The sequence below is a fragment of the Streptomyces sp. NPDC006643 genome, assembly GCF_042870175.1.
In the GTDB taxonomy this organism is placed as follows: domain Bacteria; phylum Actinomycetota; class Actinomycetes; order Streptomycetales; family Streptomycetaceae; genus Streptomyces.
Window position 1 is genome coordinate 1 of the sequence record NZ_JBIAHA010000038.1, and the last position, 15119, is coordinate 15119.

Here is a 15119-nt window from a genome sequence, read left to right on the forward strand (position 1 = left end):
AGGTGCCCCCGGTGTCGGAGTCGGCCGAGTACGCCCGGTACGAGGCCGATCCTCCGCCTTGCGACGCACCGCACCAGCCGCCGCGGGCCCCGCCCTGCGGGCGGACGACGCTACTTTCCGGACACGCCCTAGGCCAAGGGCTCCTGGAGTTCGGTCACCCACTTGTCCTTGTCCGCCGGGCATTCGATGTTGACCTCGCGCGCGTAGCCCGCCGAGCGGTGCTCGCCCGTGTCGATCCAGCGGGCCAGGATCTGCGCGGTCGGCATGATCGACTCCATCGAGCCCCGGTGCACGATCGTCGCGGCCCGCTCGATGGGAGGCAGGTCCAGGATCTCGAAGTCCTGGCCCGGCGCCGGGTCCGCGGAGACCGTCACCCCCGCGTGGACGACGACGGCGCCGTTCCCGTCGGGGACGTCCTCGTAGCGGGCGATACCGGGCCCCGTCGGAGCCACCCCGGCCGCGCCCAGGCGGCAGAACAGCTCCTCGTACAGAGGCCCGATCACCGGGCCGATGTCCTGGGGTTCGTAACTGGCGGCCACGCCGGTCAGTTCGGCCACCCGTACCGTCGGAATGGCCTTGACGACGACATCTTCGGTGGGCATGTGCCCCTCGCTCTCGATCGACCGGAGCCTCGCCTCGACCTGGACCAGTGTGGCGGCGGTCGCCGCCATCGCCGCCGCCAGCTCGGCCCGCCGCAGCGTGAGCATCCCCCGCAGCTCCTCCGGGCTCACGCGGTCCTGGAGGATCTCCCGCACCTGCTGGAGCGTGAACCCGAGATCCTTGAGGGCGATGACCCGGTTGAGCTGGGCGAGCTGGGCCGCCGTGTAGTAGCGGTAGCCGCTGTACGCGTCGGTGTGGGCGGGACGCAGCAGCCCGATCGCGTCGTAGTGACGCAGCATGCGGGCCGACACACGGCCGTGCCTGGCGAAGTCTCCGATGGTGAACATGACGTCCCCTACTGCACGGCTTCACACGGTGTCAGGGTCAAGCATGCCGTGTCCACGGCCTCATGAGGAAGCGGCTCCGGCCGACCACGAGGGCCGGCCGGAGCCGCTTCCTTACAGAGGCGACGCGCCCGGAACGGGGGGCGGGACGCCGGGGGCTCAGAGGCCGTAGCGCTCCCGCGCCTCCTTCACCGACGACGCGGGCACCTCGCCGCGCCGCGCGAGCTGCGCCAGCGCCGCGACCGCGATCGACCGGGCGTCGACACCGAAGTGCCGACGGGCCGCCTCACGTGTGTCGGAGAGGCCGAAGCCGTCCGTACCGAGCGAGGAGTAGTCCTGCTCGACCCACTGGCTGATCTGGTCGGGCACCTGGCGCATCCAGTCGCTGACGGCCAGCACCGGGCCCGGCGCGCCGTCCAGGGCGCGCGTCACGTACGGCACGCGCTGCTCGCCGCGCAGCAGCGCCTCGTCGCACTCCAGGGCGTCCCGGCGCAGCTCGCCCCAGGACGTCGCCGACCAGACGTCGGCCGTGACGCCCCACTCTGCGGCGAGCAGTTCCTGGGCCTCCAGGGCCCAGTGGATGGCCGTGCCGGAGGCGAGCAGCTGGAGCCTCGGCGCGTCCGCCTTGGCGGGCACGCCCTCCTTGAAGCGGTAGAGGCCCTTGACGATGCCCTCCTCCACGCCCTCGGGCATGGCGGGCTGCGGCATCGGCTCGTTGTAGACGGTGAGGTAGTAGAAGACGTTCGAGTCCTCACCGGGGGCCGTCTGGCCGTACATCCGCCGCAGGCCGTCCTTGACGATGACCGCGATCTCGTACGCGAACGCCGGGTCGTAGTTGAGCGAGGCCGGGTTCGTCGCCGCGAGGAGGTGCGAGTGGCCGTCCGCGTGCTGGAGGCCCTCGCCCGTCAGGGTCGTACGGCCGGCCGTCGCGCCGACGATGAAGCCCTTGCCGAGCTGGTCGGCGAGCTGCCACATCTGGTCGCCCGTGCGCTGCCAGCCGAACATCGAGTAGAAGATGTAGAACGGGATCATCGTCTCGCCGTGCGTCGCGTACGACGTGGCGGCGGCGATGAAGTCGGCCATCGAACCGGCCTCGGTGATCCCCTCGTTGAGGATCTGGCCGTCCTTGGCCTCCTTGTAGTACATGATCTGGTCGCGGTCGACCGGGTCGTACGTCTGGCCCAGCGGCGAGTAGATGCCGGCCGACGGGAACAGCGCCTCCATACCGAACGTACGCGCCTCGTCGGGGACGATCGGGACCCAGCGCCTGCCGGTCTCCTTGTCCCGCATCAGGTCCTTCACGAGCCGGACGAACGCCATGGTCGTGGCTACCGACTGCTTGCCGGAACCCTTGTAGACCGACTGGAACGTCTTCTCCGACGGCTGGGGCAGGGCGACGGCATGCACTCGGCGGGCCGGGGCGGGCCCGCCGAGCTCGGCACGCCGCTCCTGCAGATAGCGGACCTCGGGGGAATCGGCGCCGGGGTGGGCGTACGGCACCAGTTCTTCGTTCAACGTCGAGTCGGGGATGGGAAGTTCCAGCAGATCCCGCATCGCGCGGAACTGCTCCCCGGAGAGCTTCTTCATCTGGTGGTTGGCGTTGCGCGACTCGAAGCCGGCGCCCAGCGTGTAGCCCTTCACCGTCTGCGCGAGGACCACGGTCGGCGCGCCCTTGTGGGCGAGCGCGGCGCGGTAGGCCGCGTACACCTTGCGGGCCTCGTGGCCGCCGCGCGAGGTGTGGAAGCACTCGGCGATCTTCGCGTCGGTCAGCAGCTTCGCCAGCTCGGCGAGCGCGGGCTCGGCGCCGAAGAAGTGCTCACGGATGTACGCGACGTCGCGGGTCGCGTACGTCTGGAACTGCGCGTCCGGTACGGCGCGCAGCCTCCTTACGAGGGCGCCCGTGGTGTCGAGCGCGAACAGCTCGTCCCAGGCGGAGCCCCACAGCGACTTCACGACGTTCCAGCCCGCGCCGCGGAACTGGGACTCCAGCTCCTGCACGATCTTGAAGTTCGCGCGGACGGGGCCGTCGAGGCGCTGGAGGTTGCAGTTGATGACGAAGGTGAGGTTGTCGAGCCCCTCACGGGCCGCGAGGGCGAGTGCCGCCGTCGACTCGGGCTCGTCCATCTCGCCGTCGCCGAGGAACGCCCATACGTGGGATGCGGAGGTGTCCTTGATGCCGCGGTTCGTCAGGTAGCGGTTGAAGCGCGCCTGGTAGATCGCGGAGAGCGGGCCGAGGCCCATCGAGACGGTGGGGAACTCCCACAGCCACGGCAGCCGCCGCGGGTGCGGGTAGGAGGGCAGGCCCTTGCCGCCGGCCTCCTGACGGAAGTTGTCGAGGTGCTCCTCGGTGAGCCGCCCGTCGAGGAACGCGCGGGCGTAGATGCCGGGGGAGGCATGGCCCTGTATGTAGAGCTGGTCGCCGGAGCCCCCCTCCTTGCCGCGGAAGAAGTGGTTGAAGCCCGTCTCGTAGAGCCAGGCGGCCGAGGCGAAGGTGGCGATGTGGCCACCGACGCCGAACCGCGCGCCACGGGTGACCATCGCCGCGGCGTTCCAGCGGTTCCAGCCGGCGATCCGGGACTCCATCGCCTCGTCGCCGTCGAAGGCGGGCTCGGCGGCGGTCGGGATGGTGTTCAGATAGTCCGTCTCCAGCAGAGCGGGCACGGGAACCCCGGCGCTCTCGGCGTGCTGGAGCGTGCGCCGCATCAGGTACGCCGCACGGTGCGGGCCCGCATGCTCGGTGACGGCGTCGAGAGAGGCCGCCCATTCGGCGGTTTCCTCGGCGTCGCGGTCCGGGAGCTGGTCGAGCTCGCTCGGAAGCTTGCCTACGGGGTCGGGCATGGTCGCCGCCTTCCGGACAGGAGGAGGGTCAAAAGAGGCCTTGTCTGGCAGGACAGGGCGATGGGCTGGGTGCAGCCCGCTGTCGACTGTAAGTCGCTGATCGATGATCGATCAAAGAGTTGACGGCAAAATTTCATGATCTGAAGAAATTGGCATCCAGTGCCGATGGGCAGGGCACGCGGTGACGCCGCGAAACGGTAGGAACCGGGCGTCCGCTCAGGCGCGCGGCGCACATCCGAGCACGTGGTCCTTCACCAGTGCGCCGATGAGCGGGTCGCGGCGGTGGAAGGCCTCGACCAGTTCCTGGTGCTCCTCGGCGTACGACTTCTGCACCGTGCCGAGCCATCGGATCGACAGCGCCGTGAACACCTCGATGCCGAGCCCTTCCCAGGTGTGCAGCAGCACGCCGTTCCCGGCGGCCCGTACCAGCTCGCGGTGGAAGTCGACGGTGTGGCGCACCTGCGCGGTCCCGTCGGCCCGCCGGTCGGCCTCGTACAGCGCCGTCACGTGCGGCTCCAGGGCGGAGGTGTCGGTCGCCAGCCGCTCGGCGGCCAGCTCGGCGGCGATCTGCTCCAGACCGGCCCGTACCGGGTAACTCTCCTCAAGGTCCGCGGCGGTCAGATTCCGTACCCGCACGCCCTTGTTCGGCGCGGACTCGATCAGCCGCAACGACTCCAGCTCGCGCAGCGCCTCGCGTACGGGTGTCTGGCTGACGGCCAGCTCGGTCGCGATCCGCCGCTCGACGATCCGCTCACCCGGCTTCCAGCGTCCGCTGACGATGCCCTCCACGATGTGCTCGCGGATCTGCTCGCGCAGCGAGTGGACGACGGGCGGGGTCATGACGGGACTCCTTCGGGTGACCGAGCCGAGGTTACCCCTCCTGAGGGGGGTGTCAGGTGCTTGATGACGCACAGAGGCGGACTCCTTACGAGGTGCGGGGGAACCCTTTGCACGGGCGGCGGGGGTGCACGCGCACGACGGCGCCCCCGGCCGGATCTCTCCGGACGGGGGCGCCGTCGTGTACGTACGGATGCGGACTACAGGCCGAGCTCGACCTCGAACTCGCCCGCCTCCAGGATCGCCTTGACCGCCGTCAGGTAGCGGGCGGCGTCCGCGCCGTCCACCAGGCGGTGGTCGTAGGAGAGCACGACGTGGACCATGTCGCGCACCGCGATCGTCTCGCCGAGGTCCGGGTGGTTGATGACCACCGGACGGCGGACCGTCGCGCCGATGCCCAGGATGGCGACCTGGTTCGGGGGCACGATGATCGTGTCGAACAGGGCGCCGCGCGAGCCGGTGTTGCTGATGGTGAAGGTCGCGCCGGACAGCTCGTCCGGTGTGATCTTGCTGCCGCGGACCTTGCCCGCCAGCTCGGCGGTCTTCTTGGCGATGCCGGCGAGGTTCAGATCGCCCGCGCCCTTGATGACCGGCGTCATCAGACCCTTCTCGGAGTCCACGGCGATGCCGATGTTCTCCGAGTCGAAGTACGTGATGGTGCCCTCGTCCTCGTTGATACGGGCGTTGACGACCGGGTACGCCTTCAGCGCCTGGGCCGCGGCCTTGACGAAGAACGGCATCGGGGACAGCTTCACGCCCTCACGGGCGGCGAAGGACTCCTTGGCCAGCGCGCGCAGCTTCATCAGCTTGGTGATGTCGACCTCGACGACCGACGTCAGCTGAGCCTGGCCGTGCAGCGCCTTCATCATGTTCTCGCCGATGACCTTGCGCATGCGCGGCATCTTGACCGTCTGGCCACGCAGCGGGGAGACCTCCAGCTTGGGGGCCTTCGACGCGGCGGGAGCCGGGGCGGCGGCGGGGGCCGGAGCCTGGGCGGCGGCGGCCTTGGCGGCCTCCGCCGCGGCGACGACGTCCTGCTTACGGATGCGGCCACCGACGCCGGTGCCCTTGACCGAGGCCAGGTCGACGCCGTTCTCGGCGGCGAGCTTGCGCACGAGCGGTGTCACATACGCGCCCTCGTCACCGGAACCGGCGGCGGGAGCGGGAGCGGCCGGGGCGGCGGCGGGTGCGGCCGGAGCAGGTGCCTCCTGCTTCGGGGCGGGCGCCGGTGCCGGAGCGGGCGCTTCCTGCTTCGGCGCGGGTGCGGGTGCCTCCTGCTTGGGCGCCGGTGCCGGGGCGGCTGCGGGTGCCTCCTGCTTGGGCGCCGGTGCCGGAGCGGCTGCGGGGGCCTCCTGCTTCGGGGCCTCCTGCTTCGGAGCGGCACCCTCGGCGCCGATCACGGCCAGCTTCGCGCCGACCTCCGCCGTCTCGTCCTCGCCGACCACGATCTCCAGCAGCACACCGGCGACCGGGGCGGGAATCTCGGTGTCGACCTTGTCCGTCGAGACCTCGAGCAGCGGCTCGTCGGCCTCGACCGCGTCACCGACCTCCTTCAGCCAGCGGGTGACGGTGCCCTCGGTGACGCTCTCGCCGAGCGCCGGCAGGGTGACGTCCGTGCCCTCGGCGGAGCCGCCGGCGGCCGGAGCCTCAGCGGCAGGCGCGGGCTCGGGCGCCGGAGCCGCCGGGGCCTCCTGAGCGGGCTCGGGGGCCGGCTCGGGCTCGGCGGCGGGCGCGGGCGCGGCCTCGGCCGGAGCCGCCGCCTGCTGCGGCGCCTCGGCGGCGGGAGCGTCGCCCGTGCCGTCGTCGATCACGGCCAGCTCGGCGCCGACCTCGACCGTCTCGTCCTCGGCGACCTTGATCGACGCCAGGACCCCGGCGGCGGGCGCCGGGATCTCGGTGTCGACCTTGTCGGTGGAGACCTCGAGCAACGGCTCGTCGGCCTCGACGCGCTCGCCCTCGGCCTTCAGCCAGCGGGTGACAGTGCCCTCGGTGACGCTCTCGCCGAGCGCCGGCAGGGTTACGGAAACCGCCATGGTTTCAGCTGCTCCTAACGGTGGGATCTCCCCAGCTTGCGCGGAGCGCCGAGCGAGGGGAAGTGCGGTAGTGGTCGTCGCGCTCGGACTGATGCGTCATCAGTCGTGGGCGTGGAGCGGCTTGCCGGCCAGCGCCAGGTGCGCCTCGCCGAGGGCTTCGTTCTGCGTCGGGTGCGCGTGGATGAGCTGCGCGACCTCGGCCGGCAGAGCCTCCCAGTTGTAGATCAGCTGAGCTTCGCCGACCTGCTCGCCCATCCGGTCACCGACCATGTGGACGCCGACGACGGCGCCGTCCTTGACCTGGACGAGCTTGATCTCGCCCGCGGTCTTCAGGATCTTGCTCTTGCCGTTGCCCGCCAGGTTGTACTTCAGAGCGACGACCTTGTCCGCACCGTAGATCTCCTTGGCCTTGGCCTCGGTGATACCGACGGAGGCGACCTCGGGGTGGCAGTACGTCACCCGGGGCACACCGTCGTAGTCGACGGGGACGGTCTTCAGGCCGGCCAGCCGCTCCGCCACGAGGATGCCCTCGGCGAAGCCGACGTGCGCGAGCTGGAGCGTGGGGACGAGGTCACCGACGGCCGAGATCGTCTCGACGTTCGTCCGCATGTACTCGTCCACGAGCACGAAGCCGCGGTCCATCGCGACGCCCTGCTCCTCGTAGCCGAGGCCCTGCGAGACGGGGCCGCGGCCGATCGCGACCAGCAGCACCTCCGCGTCGAAGGTCTTGCCGTCGGCCAGCGTGACGCGCACACCGTCCTGCGTGTACTCGGCCTTCTCGAAGAAGGTGCCGAGGTTGAACTTGATCCCGCGCTTGCGGAAGGCCCGCTCCAGCAGCTTGGAGCTGTTCTCGTCCTCGACCGGTACGAGGTACTTGAGGCCCTCGATGACGGTGACGTCCGTGCCGAAGGACTTCCACGCGGAGGCGAACTCGACGCCGATGACGCCGCCGCCCAGGACGATCGCCGTCTTCGGGACGCGGTCCAGCTTCAGCGCGTGGTCCGAGGAGATGATCCGCTGGCCGTCGATCTCCAGACCGGGCAGCGACCTCGGTACGGAGCCGGTGGCGAGCAGGACGTGGCGGCCCTGCACGCGGCGGCCGTCGACGTCGACGGAGGTCGGGGAGGAGAGCCGCCCCGTCCCCTCGATGTAGGTCACCTTGCGGGAGGCGATCAGGCCCTGAAGGCCCTTGTAGAGGCCGGAGACGACCTCGTCCTTGTACTTGTGGACACCCGCGATGTCGATGCCGTCGAAGGTGGCCTTGACCCCGAACTGCTCGGACTCGCGCGCCTGGTCGGCGATCTCGCCGGCGTGCAGCAGGGCCTTCGTGGGGATGCAGCCGTTGTGCAGGCAGGTACCGCCGACCTTGTCCTTCTCGATCAGGGCGACGTCCAGGCCCAGCTGCGCTCCGCGCAGCGCCGCGGCGTAACCGCCGCTACCGCCGCCGAGGATCACTAGGTCGAAAACGGTGCTGGCGTCGTTCGCCACGTCACGTCCTCCATGCATGTGCGCCGGGCGCGGTCGATGACCGGGCGGCGGCTGGTGTTCGGCCGCTGTTTCGTCGGCCCTGTGGTGGGGGCCCTGTCCTGCCGAGAACCCATCTTCGCACTTGTCGGAGGGCGGCGGGACGCGGGGCCGGGGTTCTGAGACGGCCGGTCGGCCGCGATCAGGGGTTACTGACTCGTACGGACACTCGTGCGGATGCCCGTACGCGCGACGTACACACGTCGTACACGTGCGCCCCACGTGCCACGCACGCGGCGCGGCCTCCTTACGGATGCCCGCACTCCGGCGTCCGCTGCGGTACCGGTGCGACACCGGTGCGGTGACCTGCGGCACGCTCGCGTTTCGCGGGGAGCGGAACAGCCCGCCCCGCGGTCCCCGGTACTCAACCGGAACCCGCTGGGCGGGCCACACATTCCCGACGGCGGCGCGGAGCCGACGTCCGCGTCAGCCCAGGTCGCCCGCGGCGGTGCGCTCGGCGAGCCTGACCAGGGTGCGGACCGACGAGCCGGTGCCGCCCTTGGGGGTGTAGCCGTAGGGCGCGCCTTCGTGGAAGGCCGGGCCGGCGATGTCCAGGTGCGCCCAGGTGATGCCCTCGCCGACGAACTCCTTGAGGAAGAGTCCGGCGACCAGACCGCCGCCCATGCGCTCACCCATGTTCGCGATGTCGGCGGTGGGGGAGTCCATGCCCTTGAGCAGCTCGCTCGGGAGCGGCATCGGCCAGGACGCCTCGCCGACCTCCTCGGCGATCTCGTGCACGGACGTACGGAACGCGTCGTCGTTCGACATGATGCCGAAGGTGCGGTTGCCCAGCGCGACGACCATGGCGCCGGTCAGCGTGGCCACGTCCACGATCGCGTCCGGCTTCTCCTCGGAGGCGCGGGTGATCGCGTCCGCGAGGACGAGCCGGCCCTCGGCGTCGGTGTTCAGGACCTCGACGGTCTTGCCGCTGTACATGCGCAGCACGTCACCGGGGCGGGTGGCGGTGCCCGACGGCATGTTCTCGGCGAGCGCCAGCCAGCCGGTGACATTGACCTGGAGGCCGAGGCGGGCGGCGGAGACGACGGCGGCGAGGACGGCCGCGGCGCCGCTCATGTCGCACTTCATCGTCTCGTTGTGGCCCGGCGGCTTGAGCGAGATGCCGCCCGAGTCGTAGGTGATGCCCTTGCCGACCAGGGCGATCGTCTTCTTCGCCTTGGCGTGCGTGTACTCCAGGCGTACGAGGCGCGGTCCGTGCTCCGAGCCCTGGCCGACGCCGAGGAGACCGCCGTAGCCGCCCTTGACGAGGGCCTTCTCGTCGGTGACCTGGACCTTGACGCCGTGCTCCTTGCCGACCGCGGTGGCGATGGCGGCGAAGGTCTCCGGATACAGGTCGTTCGGCGGGGTGTTGATCAGGTCGCGCGCGCGGTTGATCTCCTCGGTCAGCGAGATCGCCCGCTCGACCGCCGCCTTGTGGGCTTTGTCGCGCGGCTTCGCGCCGAGCAGGGTGACCTCGCCGAGCGGCAGCTTCACACCGCCGTCCTTCTTGGCGCCCGCGCCGGACTTGGCGGACTTCTGCTCGGCGCCGCGGTACGCGGTGAAGGCGTACGCCCCGAGCAGGGCGCCCTCCGCGACGGCCGCGACGTCCTCGGCCGCCTCCATGGGAAGCGCGAACGCGGCCTTCTTGGCGCCGGACAGGGTGCGGGCGGCGACACCGGCGGCGCGGCGGAGGGTCTCGGCGCCGTACGCCTCGTCCTTCGCGGGGGCCGTGCCGAGACCGACCGCGATGACGATCGGGGTCTTGAGGCCGGACGGCGCGGGGAGCTTGGTCGCCTCGCCCTCGGCACCAGTGGCACCGAGGGACTCGAGGACGGAGGCGAGCTTGCCGTCGTACGCCTTGTCCACGGCCTCGGCGCCCGGTGCGACGACCGGGCCCTTGGCTCCCTTGGCGACGCCGACGACGATCGCGTCGGCGCGCAACGTCGCCGCGCCGGCTGTGCTGAGAGTGAGAGCAGTCACGGTGGTGAAATCTCGCTTCCATAGAAGTTCTTCGGCGGAAGCCGGTCTTTCGCAGGCCCGGCCGTGCCCACCGCATCGTATTTCGGCCTGCGGAGCACCGATGCGAGCCTACGCGCGGTGTTCACGTCCGTTCACAGCGGCGGTCGTACTTCGGACATCCGGCCCCTGTACACCACGGTCGACCGGCTTCGCCGACGGGCCGTCAGCCCAGCGTCAGGACAACCAGGGTGGCCGTCGCCGCCGTCTCGGCGAGAGCGCCGAAGACATCGCCGGTGACACCGCCGAATCGGCGTACGCAGTGCCTCAGCAGCAGATGGGCGGCGCCGAGGCCGGCGACGAGGGCCAGGGCGTGGTGCAGGGCGCCGTACGCCCCGAACAGGCCGCCGCACACGGCGGCGGAGACGGCCGTCACCAGCGCCGCCGTGAGCAGCGCCGCCCGCGCGGGCACGGAGCCCGCGACGGTGGCGCCCAGCCCGTCGGGCCGGGCCGGCGGTACGCCCGCGCGCGCGGCCAGCGTCAGCGCGAGCCGCGCGGTGACGGCCGAGAGGGCGGCGGCGACGGCGCCGTACGCCCAGCCCTCGTCGTACAGCTCCGTCAGCGCGGCCACCTGCGCCAGCAGGACGAGCAGCAGCGTGATCACGCCGAACGGCCCGATGTCCGACCGCTTCATGATCCGCAGCGCGTCCTCGGCCGGTTTCGCGCTGCCGAGTCCGTCGGCGGTGTCGGCGAGACCGTCGAGATGCAGTCCCCGGGTGAGCACGGCGGGGACGGCGGCGGTCGCGACGGCGGCGAGCAGCGGGGCCGCGCCCGCGAGGAGCAGCAGACCGCCGACTGCGGCGGCGCACAGGCCGACGGCGAGACCGGCCAGCGGCGCGGCGAGCATCCCGGCGCGGGCGGCCTCGCGGTCCCAGCGGGTGACGCGGACCGGGAGCGCGGTGAGCGTGCCGAAGGCGAACCGTATGCCGTCGGCGGCGGTGTGCGTGGAACGTGGGGCGCTCATCGCGCGAAGGGTAGCCGGGCGGGGGCCGGGGCCTTCGACCGGTAAGTTGCGCATAGGCGTGCCAGATATGTGCAAGTGGGGTGAATGCCCCGAAGTGGAGGCGGGTGGCATGGGTTCCTGGTTCCACCAGAACTTCGTCGAGCCGGGCAAGGTGCCCATGCTGCTCGCGCTGGTCGCTTTCGTGCTGACCTTCGCGATCACGCGCATGATTACCCGGCTGATCCGTGCGGGGAAGGGACCGTTCCGCAACGTCCGGCCCGGCGGGATGCACATCCACCACGTGGTGCCCGGCGTGATCCTGATGGTGATCGGCGGCTTCGGCGCGGTCGGCAGCGGCAGACACGGCGTGGGGGCGGCGGTGTGGGCGGTGATCTTCGGGATGGGCGCCGGTCTGGTCCTCGACGAGTTCGCGCTGGTCCTGCATCTGGACGACGTGTACTGGACGGAGCAGGGCCGCAAGAGCGTGGAGATCGTGGTCCTCGCCGCCGCGCTGGCCCTCCTCGTACTGAGCGGCTACTCGCCGCTCGGCGTCGACTCGCTCTCGTCGGAGGAACGGCAGGACCGGGTCTCGCTGCTGGTGAGCCTCGGCTTCAGCTTCGTCTTCGTCCTCGTCACGCTGCTCAAGGGGAAACTCCCGATGGCGCTCGTGGGTGTGCTGGTGCCCCCGGTGGCGATCATCGGCGCGCTCCGGCTCGCGCGACCGGGCTCGTTCTGGGCCCGCCGGTTCTACCGGCGCCGCCACTGGGCGCGCGCCCGGATGACGCTGCGCGCGTACCACCGCGACCGCCGCTGGTCCGGCCCGCGCCGCCGCGTCCAGGACTGGATCGGCGGCGCCCCGGACGCCGAGCCGAAGCCCCCCGCGATCCCGGGCCCACCGCCGTGAGCCGTGCGCGCGCGGCGGTGCGGTGAAGGACTTCACGATGTACGGCTCCGAGGCCTGGCCCGCACGCCACCGGGGGCAGCGCCGTGGTCCCGGCGCGCGCCGTCGTCTCCTGAGGAGCGGCACCCCTCGGCGTCGCCGCCCGGCGGCGGGCGTGTACGGCTGGGGCGTTCACCGCACGGGCCTCCGCCGTCCGGACCGCGCGCCCCGGTGCCGCGCCGCGTCACCGGTGGAGTCGCGGAGGCACGGCTTCCGCCGAGGGCGCTCCCCGCACTCCGATCCGGACGACACCGCCTAGGTGATGTCCTCCACGCCCACAGCCTCCGCCTCCGCGGGCTCCGGCGTTTCCGGTCGTTCCGGCAGTTCCGCCGCCAGCGCCGCCGCGGCCTGGACCATCGGCAGGGCCAGCAGCGCGCCCGCCCCCTCGCCCACGACCACCCCGTGGTCGAGCAGCGGAGTGATCGCCATCCGGTCCAGCGCCTTGCCCTGCGCGGGCTCGCCGCTCACCTGGCCCGCGAGCCACCAGTCGGGCGCCCGGAACGCCGCCCGCTGGCCCACCAGCGCGCACGCCGCCGACACCACGCCGTCCAGGATCACCGGCATCCGCCGCACCGCGCTCTGGAGCAGGAATCCGGTCATCGCCGCCAGATCCGCGCCGCCCACCGTCGCCAGCAGCTCCAACTGGTCCCCGAGCACCGGCCGCGCCCGGCGCAGCGCGTCCCTGATCGCCGCGCACTTGCGCATCCACGCCAGGTCGTCGATCCCCGCGCCGCCGCGCCCCGTGACCACGGACGCGTCCGTGCCGCACAGCGCCGCGATCAGGGCGGCGGCCGGAGTCGTACCGCCGACACTCAGATCGCCGAGGACGACCAGATCCGTGCCGGAGTCCGCCTCCTCGTCGGCGATCGCCATGCCGAGCCGTACGGCCGCCTCGGCCTCCTCGATCGTCAGCGCGTCCTCGACGTCGATACGCCCGCTGCCGCGCCGTACCCGGTGGCGTACGACCTCGGCGGGAAGCAGCTCCGGATCGCAGTCCAGCCCGGCGTCGACGATCCGTACCGGCACGCCCGCGCGGCGCGCCAGCACCGCCACCGGGCTCTCGCCGTCCAGCACCGCGCGGACCAGCTGATGCGCGCTGCCCGCCGGGCGGGCCGAGACGTTCAGCGAGGCGACACCGTGGTCACCGGCGAAGAGCACCACGCGCGGCTGCCCGATGGCCTTGACGGGCACGGTCGCCTGGGCGGCGGACAGCCACTCGGCCAGTTCGTCGAGCCGGCCCAGCGCGCCGGGCGGCACGATCAGCCGTTCGCGGCGTTCCTCGGCGTCACGCCGCAGACCGCCGTCGGGGCGCTCGATCAGATCGGAGAAGTCGTCGAGATTCAGCGAGCTCATTCGCCGAACAGTACCGGCAGAGCGCCCCGTCGCAGCGGCCCGCCCGCCGTCAGCCGCGCAGGGTGAGCGCCTGCCCCGCGACGACCAGCAGCAGGTGCTCGCACTCGGCGGCCACGGCGGCGTTGAGCCGCCCCAGCTCGTCCCGGAACCGCCTGCCCGACGCCGTCGCCGGTACGACGCCCGAGCCGACCTCGTTGGTCACCAGGACCACCGTGCGCCCCGTCGCGCGCACGGCGGCGGCCAGTTCGTCCGTCCGTACCCGCAACGCCTCCTCACCGCCCGCGCCCCACGCCGCGTCGTCCCAGGCGTCCACCCGGTCCATCGCGTCCGTCAGCCACAGCGACAGACAGTCGACGAGCACCGGCGGACCCTCGGCGGCCAGCAGCGGCACCAGGTCACAGGTCTCGGCGGTCCGCCAGGAGCCCGGCCGGCGGTCCCGGTGCGCCACGACCCTGGCCCGCCACTCCGGGTCGCCGTCGCGGGCGCCGCCCGTCGCGACGTACAGCACACCGGGAAAGGCGGCCAGCCGCCGCTCGGCCTCCACGGACTTGCCGGAGCGCGCGCCGCCCGTCACCAGCGTGCGGCGCGGCAGATCGGGTACGGCGTGGTACTCGCCGACGTCGAGCGTCGTCCCGTCCGGCACCGCCCGCGCGCCCGCCGCCGCCAGCCTGCGGTCCAACTCGGCGCCCGGCGGCACCTCGTGGCCGATGTGGACGGCGACGACGTCGGTGGCCGGACCCACCAGTCCGGCGCCGCGCAGCCGGGCCAGCGCGTCGGGGCGGCCGGTCACATCGGCGAGGACCATGTCGTACGGGGCGGGCCCGGCGTCCCGTGCCGAGCGGGCGCCGACACCGTTGCCGTCGCCCGCCGGGAGCCCGGCGGGGGCGCCGCCCGGCGGCAGATACAGCAGCCGTTCGCCGTCGGGGGCCGTCACCTCGTACCCCGTACCGGGGGAGTCCATCGGCACGGCCCGCACCCGGTGCCCGCTGATCAGCGTCAACACCCGTCCGTCGGCGACGCGTCCGGCGGTCGGCAGACCGGCGGGCAGCTCGACGGCCGGGCCGTCGTGCGGGTGCGTGAGCAGCACCTGCCGTACGCCGCTGAGCGAGTGCCCGGCCCGCGCGGCGGCCAGCGCCGCGCCGGGGGTCAGATCGAGCAGTACCGCGCCGTCCACCAGCAGCGCGGTCGCCGCGCGCGCCAGGGGCCCGCGGGCGGTCGCGCACGCGGCGCAGGGGCAGTGGGCGCGGGGGAGCCCGTCGGGGGCCCCGGTGCCGAGCAGAGTCAGTTCCACGCGGTTGATCCTCCCGTGTCGGCGCGCAGGGTGCGCGCCCGGCTACGCTGCGGGCGGTAGACAGATCATTCTGGCGGGCCCCGGGAGGCGGACATGGCGTGGACGTGGCGGTTCGAGAAAGCCGACGGGACGGAGGTCCAGCCGGCCGTGGAACCGGAGGAGTTCACCACGCAGGGCGATGCCGAGTCCTGGATCGGTGAGGCCTGGAAGGAACTGCTGGAAGGCGGCGCCGAGCAGGTCACGCTCTTCGACGACGGCAGCAAGATCTACGGGCCGATGAGCCTGGCGGCCGATCCGGAGCCCGTGCCCGACGAGACCTGACGGCGCGCCGCGGGCCGTTCTCGGGCACCGGGGGGTTCACGACTCCGACGGCGTCCGGGGACGGCCCCGCGGGCCCACGCGG

General features: G+C 72.3%; 11 protein-coding genes. 2 read left to right on the top strand and 9 right to left on the bottom strand.

Annotated elements, in window-relative coordinates; translation table 11 throughout:
• Positions 1–128 precede the first annotated feature (128 nt).
• From ACFYNU_RS36220 to ACFYNU_RS36250, 7 genes are all read right to left on the bottom strand, one after another.
• Positions 129–947 carry a MerR family transcriptional regulator gene (locus ACFYNU_RS36220; protein ID WP_356593142.1) on the bottom strand — a complete coding sequence of 273 codons (819 nt, stop codon included), beginning with the start codon at positions 945–947 and terminating at the stop codon, positions 129–131.
• Between the two features lie 156 nt (positions 948–1103).
• Positions 1104–3782 carry a pyruvate dehydrogenase (acetyl-transferring), homodimeric type gene (gene aceE / locus ACFYNU_RS36225; protein ID WP_356593140.1) on the bottom strand — a complete coding sequence of 893 codons (2679 nt, stop codon included), beginning with the start codon at positions 3780–3782 and terminating at the stop codon, positions 1104–1106.
• A gap of 216 nt (positions 3783–3998) precedes the next feature.
• Positions 3999–4622 (bottom strand): GntR family transcriptional regulator, encoded by a 624-nt coding sequence (locus ACFYNU_RS36230; RefSeq protein WP_356593138.1) that lies wholly within the window; start codon positions 4620–4622, stop codon positions 3999–4001.
• Positions 4623–4819: 197 nt separating this feature from the next.
• A complete protein-coding gene (sucB, locus tag ACFYNU_RS36235; RefSeq protein WP_356593136.1) occupies positions 4820–6652 on the bottom strand; it encodes a 2-oxoglutarate dehydrogenase, E2 component, dihydrolipoamide succinyltransferase in 1833 nt (610 codons plus the stop codon).
• A 99-nt stretch (positions 6653–6751) separates the two neighbouring features.
• Entirely contained in the window at positions 6752–8140 is a 1389-nt protein-coding gene (lpdA, locus tag ACFYNU_RS36240; protein WP_356593134.1) for a dihydrolipoyl dehydrogenase, read from the bottom strand.
• A 462-nt stretch (positions 8141–8602) separates the two neighbouring features.
• The gene (locus ACFYNU_RS36245; RefSeq protein WP_356593132.1) at positions 8603–10153 is read right to left on the bottom strand and encodes a leucyl aminopeptidase; all 1551 of its coding nucleotides are present in this window, start codon (positions 10151–10153) and stop codon (positions 8603–8605) included.
• Positions 10154–10355: 202 nt separating this feature from the next.
• The gene (locus tag ACFYNU_RS36250) at positions 10356–11153 is read right to left on the bottom strand and encodes an adenosylcobinamide-GDP ribazoletransferase (RefSeq protein WP_356593130.1); all 798 of its coding nucleotides are present in this window, start codon (positions 11151–11153) and stop codon (positions 10356–10358) included.
• Between the two features lie 109 nt (positions 11154–11262).
• Here ACFYNU_RS36250 and ACFYNU_RS36255 point away from each other — a divergent pair, with 109 nt between their 5' ends.
• Positions 11263–12036, top strand: coding sequence for a hypothetical protein (locus tag ACFYNU_RS36255; RefSeq protein WP_356593128.1), 774 nt, complete (start codon positions 11263–11265; stop codon positions 12034–12036).
• Positions 12037–12327: 291 nt separating this feature from the next.
• Here ACFYNU_RS36255 and cobT read toward each other — a convergent pair whose 3' ends face one another.
• Together cobT and ACFYNU_RS36265 are read right to left on the bottom strand one after the other, a co-directional pair.
• Positions 12328–13416, bottom strand: coding sequence for a nicotinate-nucleotide--dimethylbenzimidazole phosphoribosyltransferase (cobT, locus tag ACFYNU_RS36260; protein ID WP_356593150.1), 1089 nt, complete (start codon positions 13414–13416; stop codon positions 12328–12330).
• Positions 13417–13474: 58 nt separating this feature from the next.
• A complete protein-coding gene (locus ACFYNU_RS36265; RefSeq protein ID WP_356593126.1) occupies positions 13475–14716 on the bottom strand; it encodes a bifunctional adenosylcobinamide kinase/adenosylcobinamide-phosphate guanylyltransferase in 1242 nt (413 codons plus the stop codon).
• A gap of 93 nt (positions 14717–14809) precedes the next feature.
• On the opposite strand from ACFYNU_RS36265, the gene ACFYNU_RS36270 reads away from it, so the two are divergent.
• Positions 14810–15037 carry a hypothetical protein gene (locus ACFYNU_RS36270; protein ID WP_329079734.1) on the top strand — a complete coding sequence of 76 codons (228 nt, stop codon included), beginning with the start codon at positions 14810–14812 and terminating at the stop codon, positions 15035–15037.
• Positions 15038–15119: the final 82 nt, after the last annotated feature.

Coding starts and splice junctions, on each gene's coding strand:
- ACFYNU_RS36220 (WP_356593142.1), bottom strand. CDS start 947: ATGTTCACCATCGGAGACTTCGCCAGGCACGGCCGTGTGTCGGCCCGC.
- aceE (WP_356593140.1), bottom strand. CDS start 3,782: ATGCCCGACCCCGTAGGCAAGCTTCCGAGCGAGCTCGACCAGCTCCCG.
- ACFYNU_RS36230 (WP_356593138.1), bottom strand. CDS start 4,622: ATGACCCCGCCCGTCGTCCACTCGCTGCGCGAGCAGATCCGCGAGCAC.
- sucB (WP_356593136.1), bottom strand. CDS start 6,652: ATGGCGGTTTCCGTAACCCTGCCGGCGCTCGGCGAGAGCGTCACCGAG.
- ACFYNU_RS36250 (WP_356593130.1), bottom strand. CDS start 11,153: ATGAGCGCCCCACGTTCCACGCACACCGCCGCCGACGGCATACGGTTC.
- ACFYNU_RS36255 (WP_356593128.1), top strand. CDS start 11,263: ATGGGTTCCTGGTTCCACCAGAACTTCGTCGAGCCGGGCAAGGTGCCC.
- ACFYNU_RS36270 (WP_329079734.1), top strand. CDS start 14,810: ATGGCGTGGACGTGGCGGTTCGAGAAAGCCGACGGGACGGAGGTCCAG.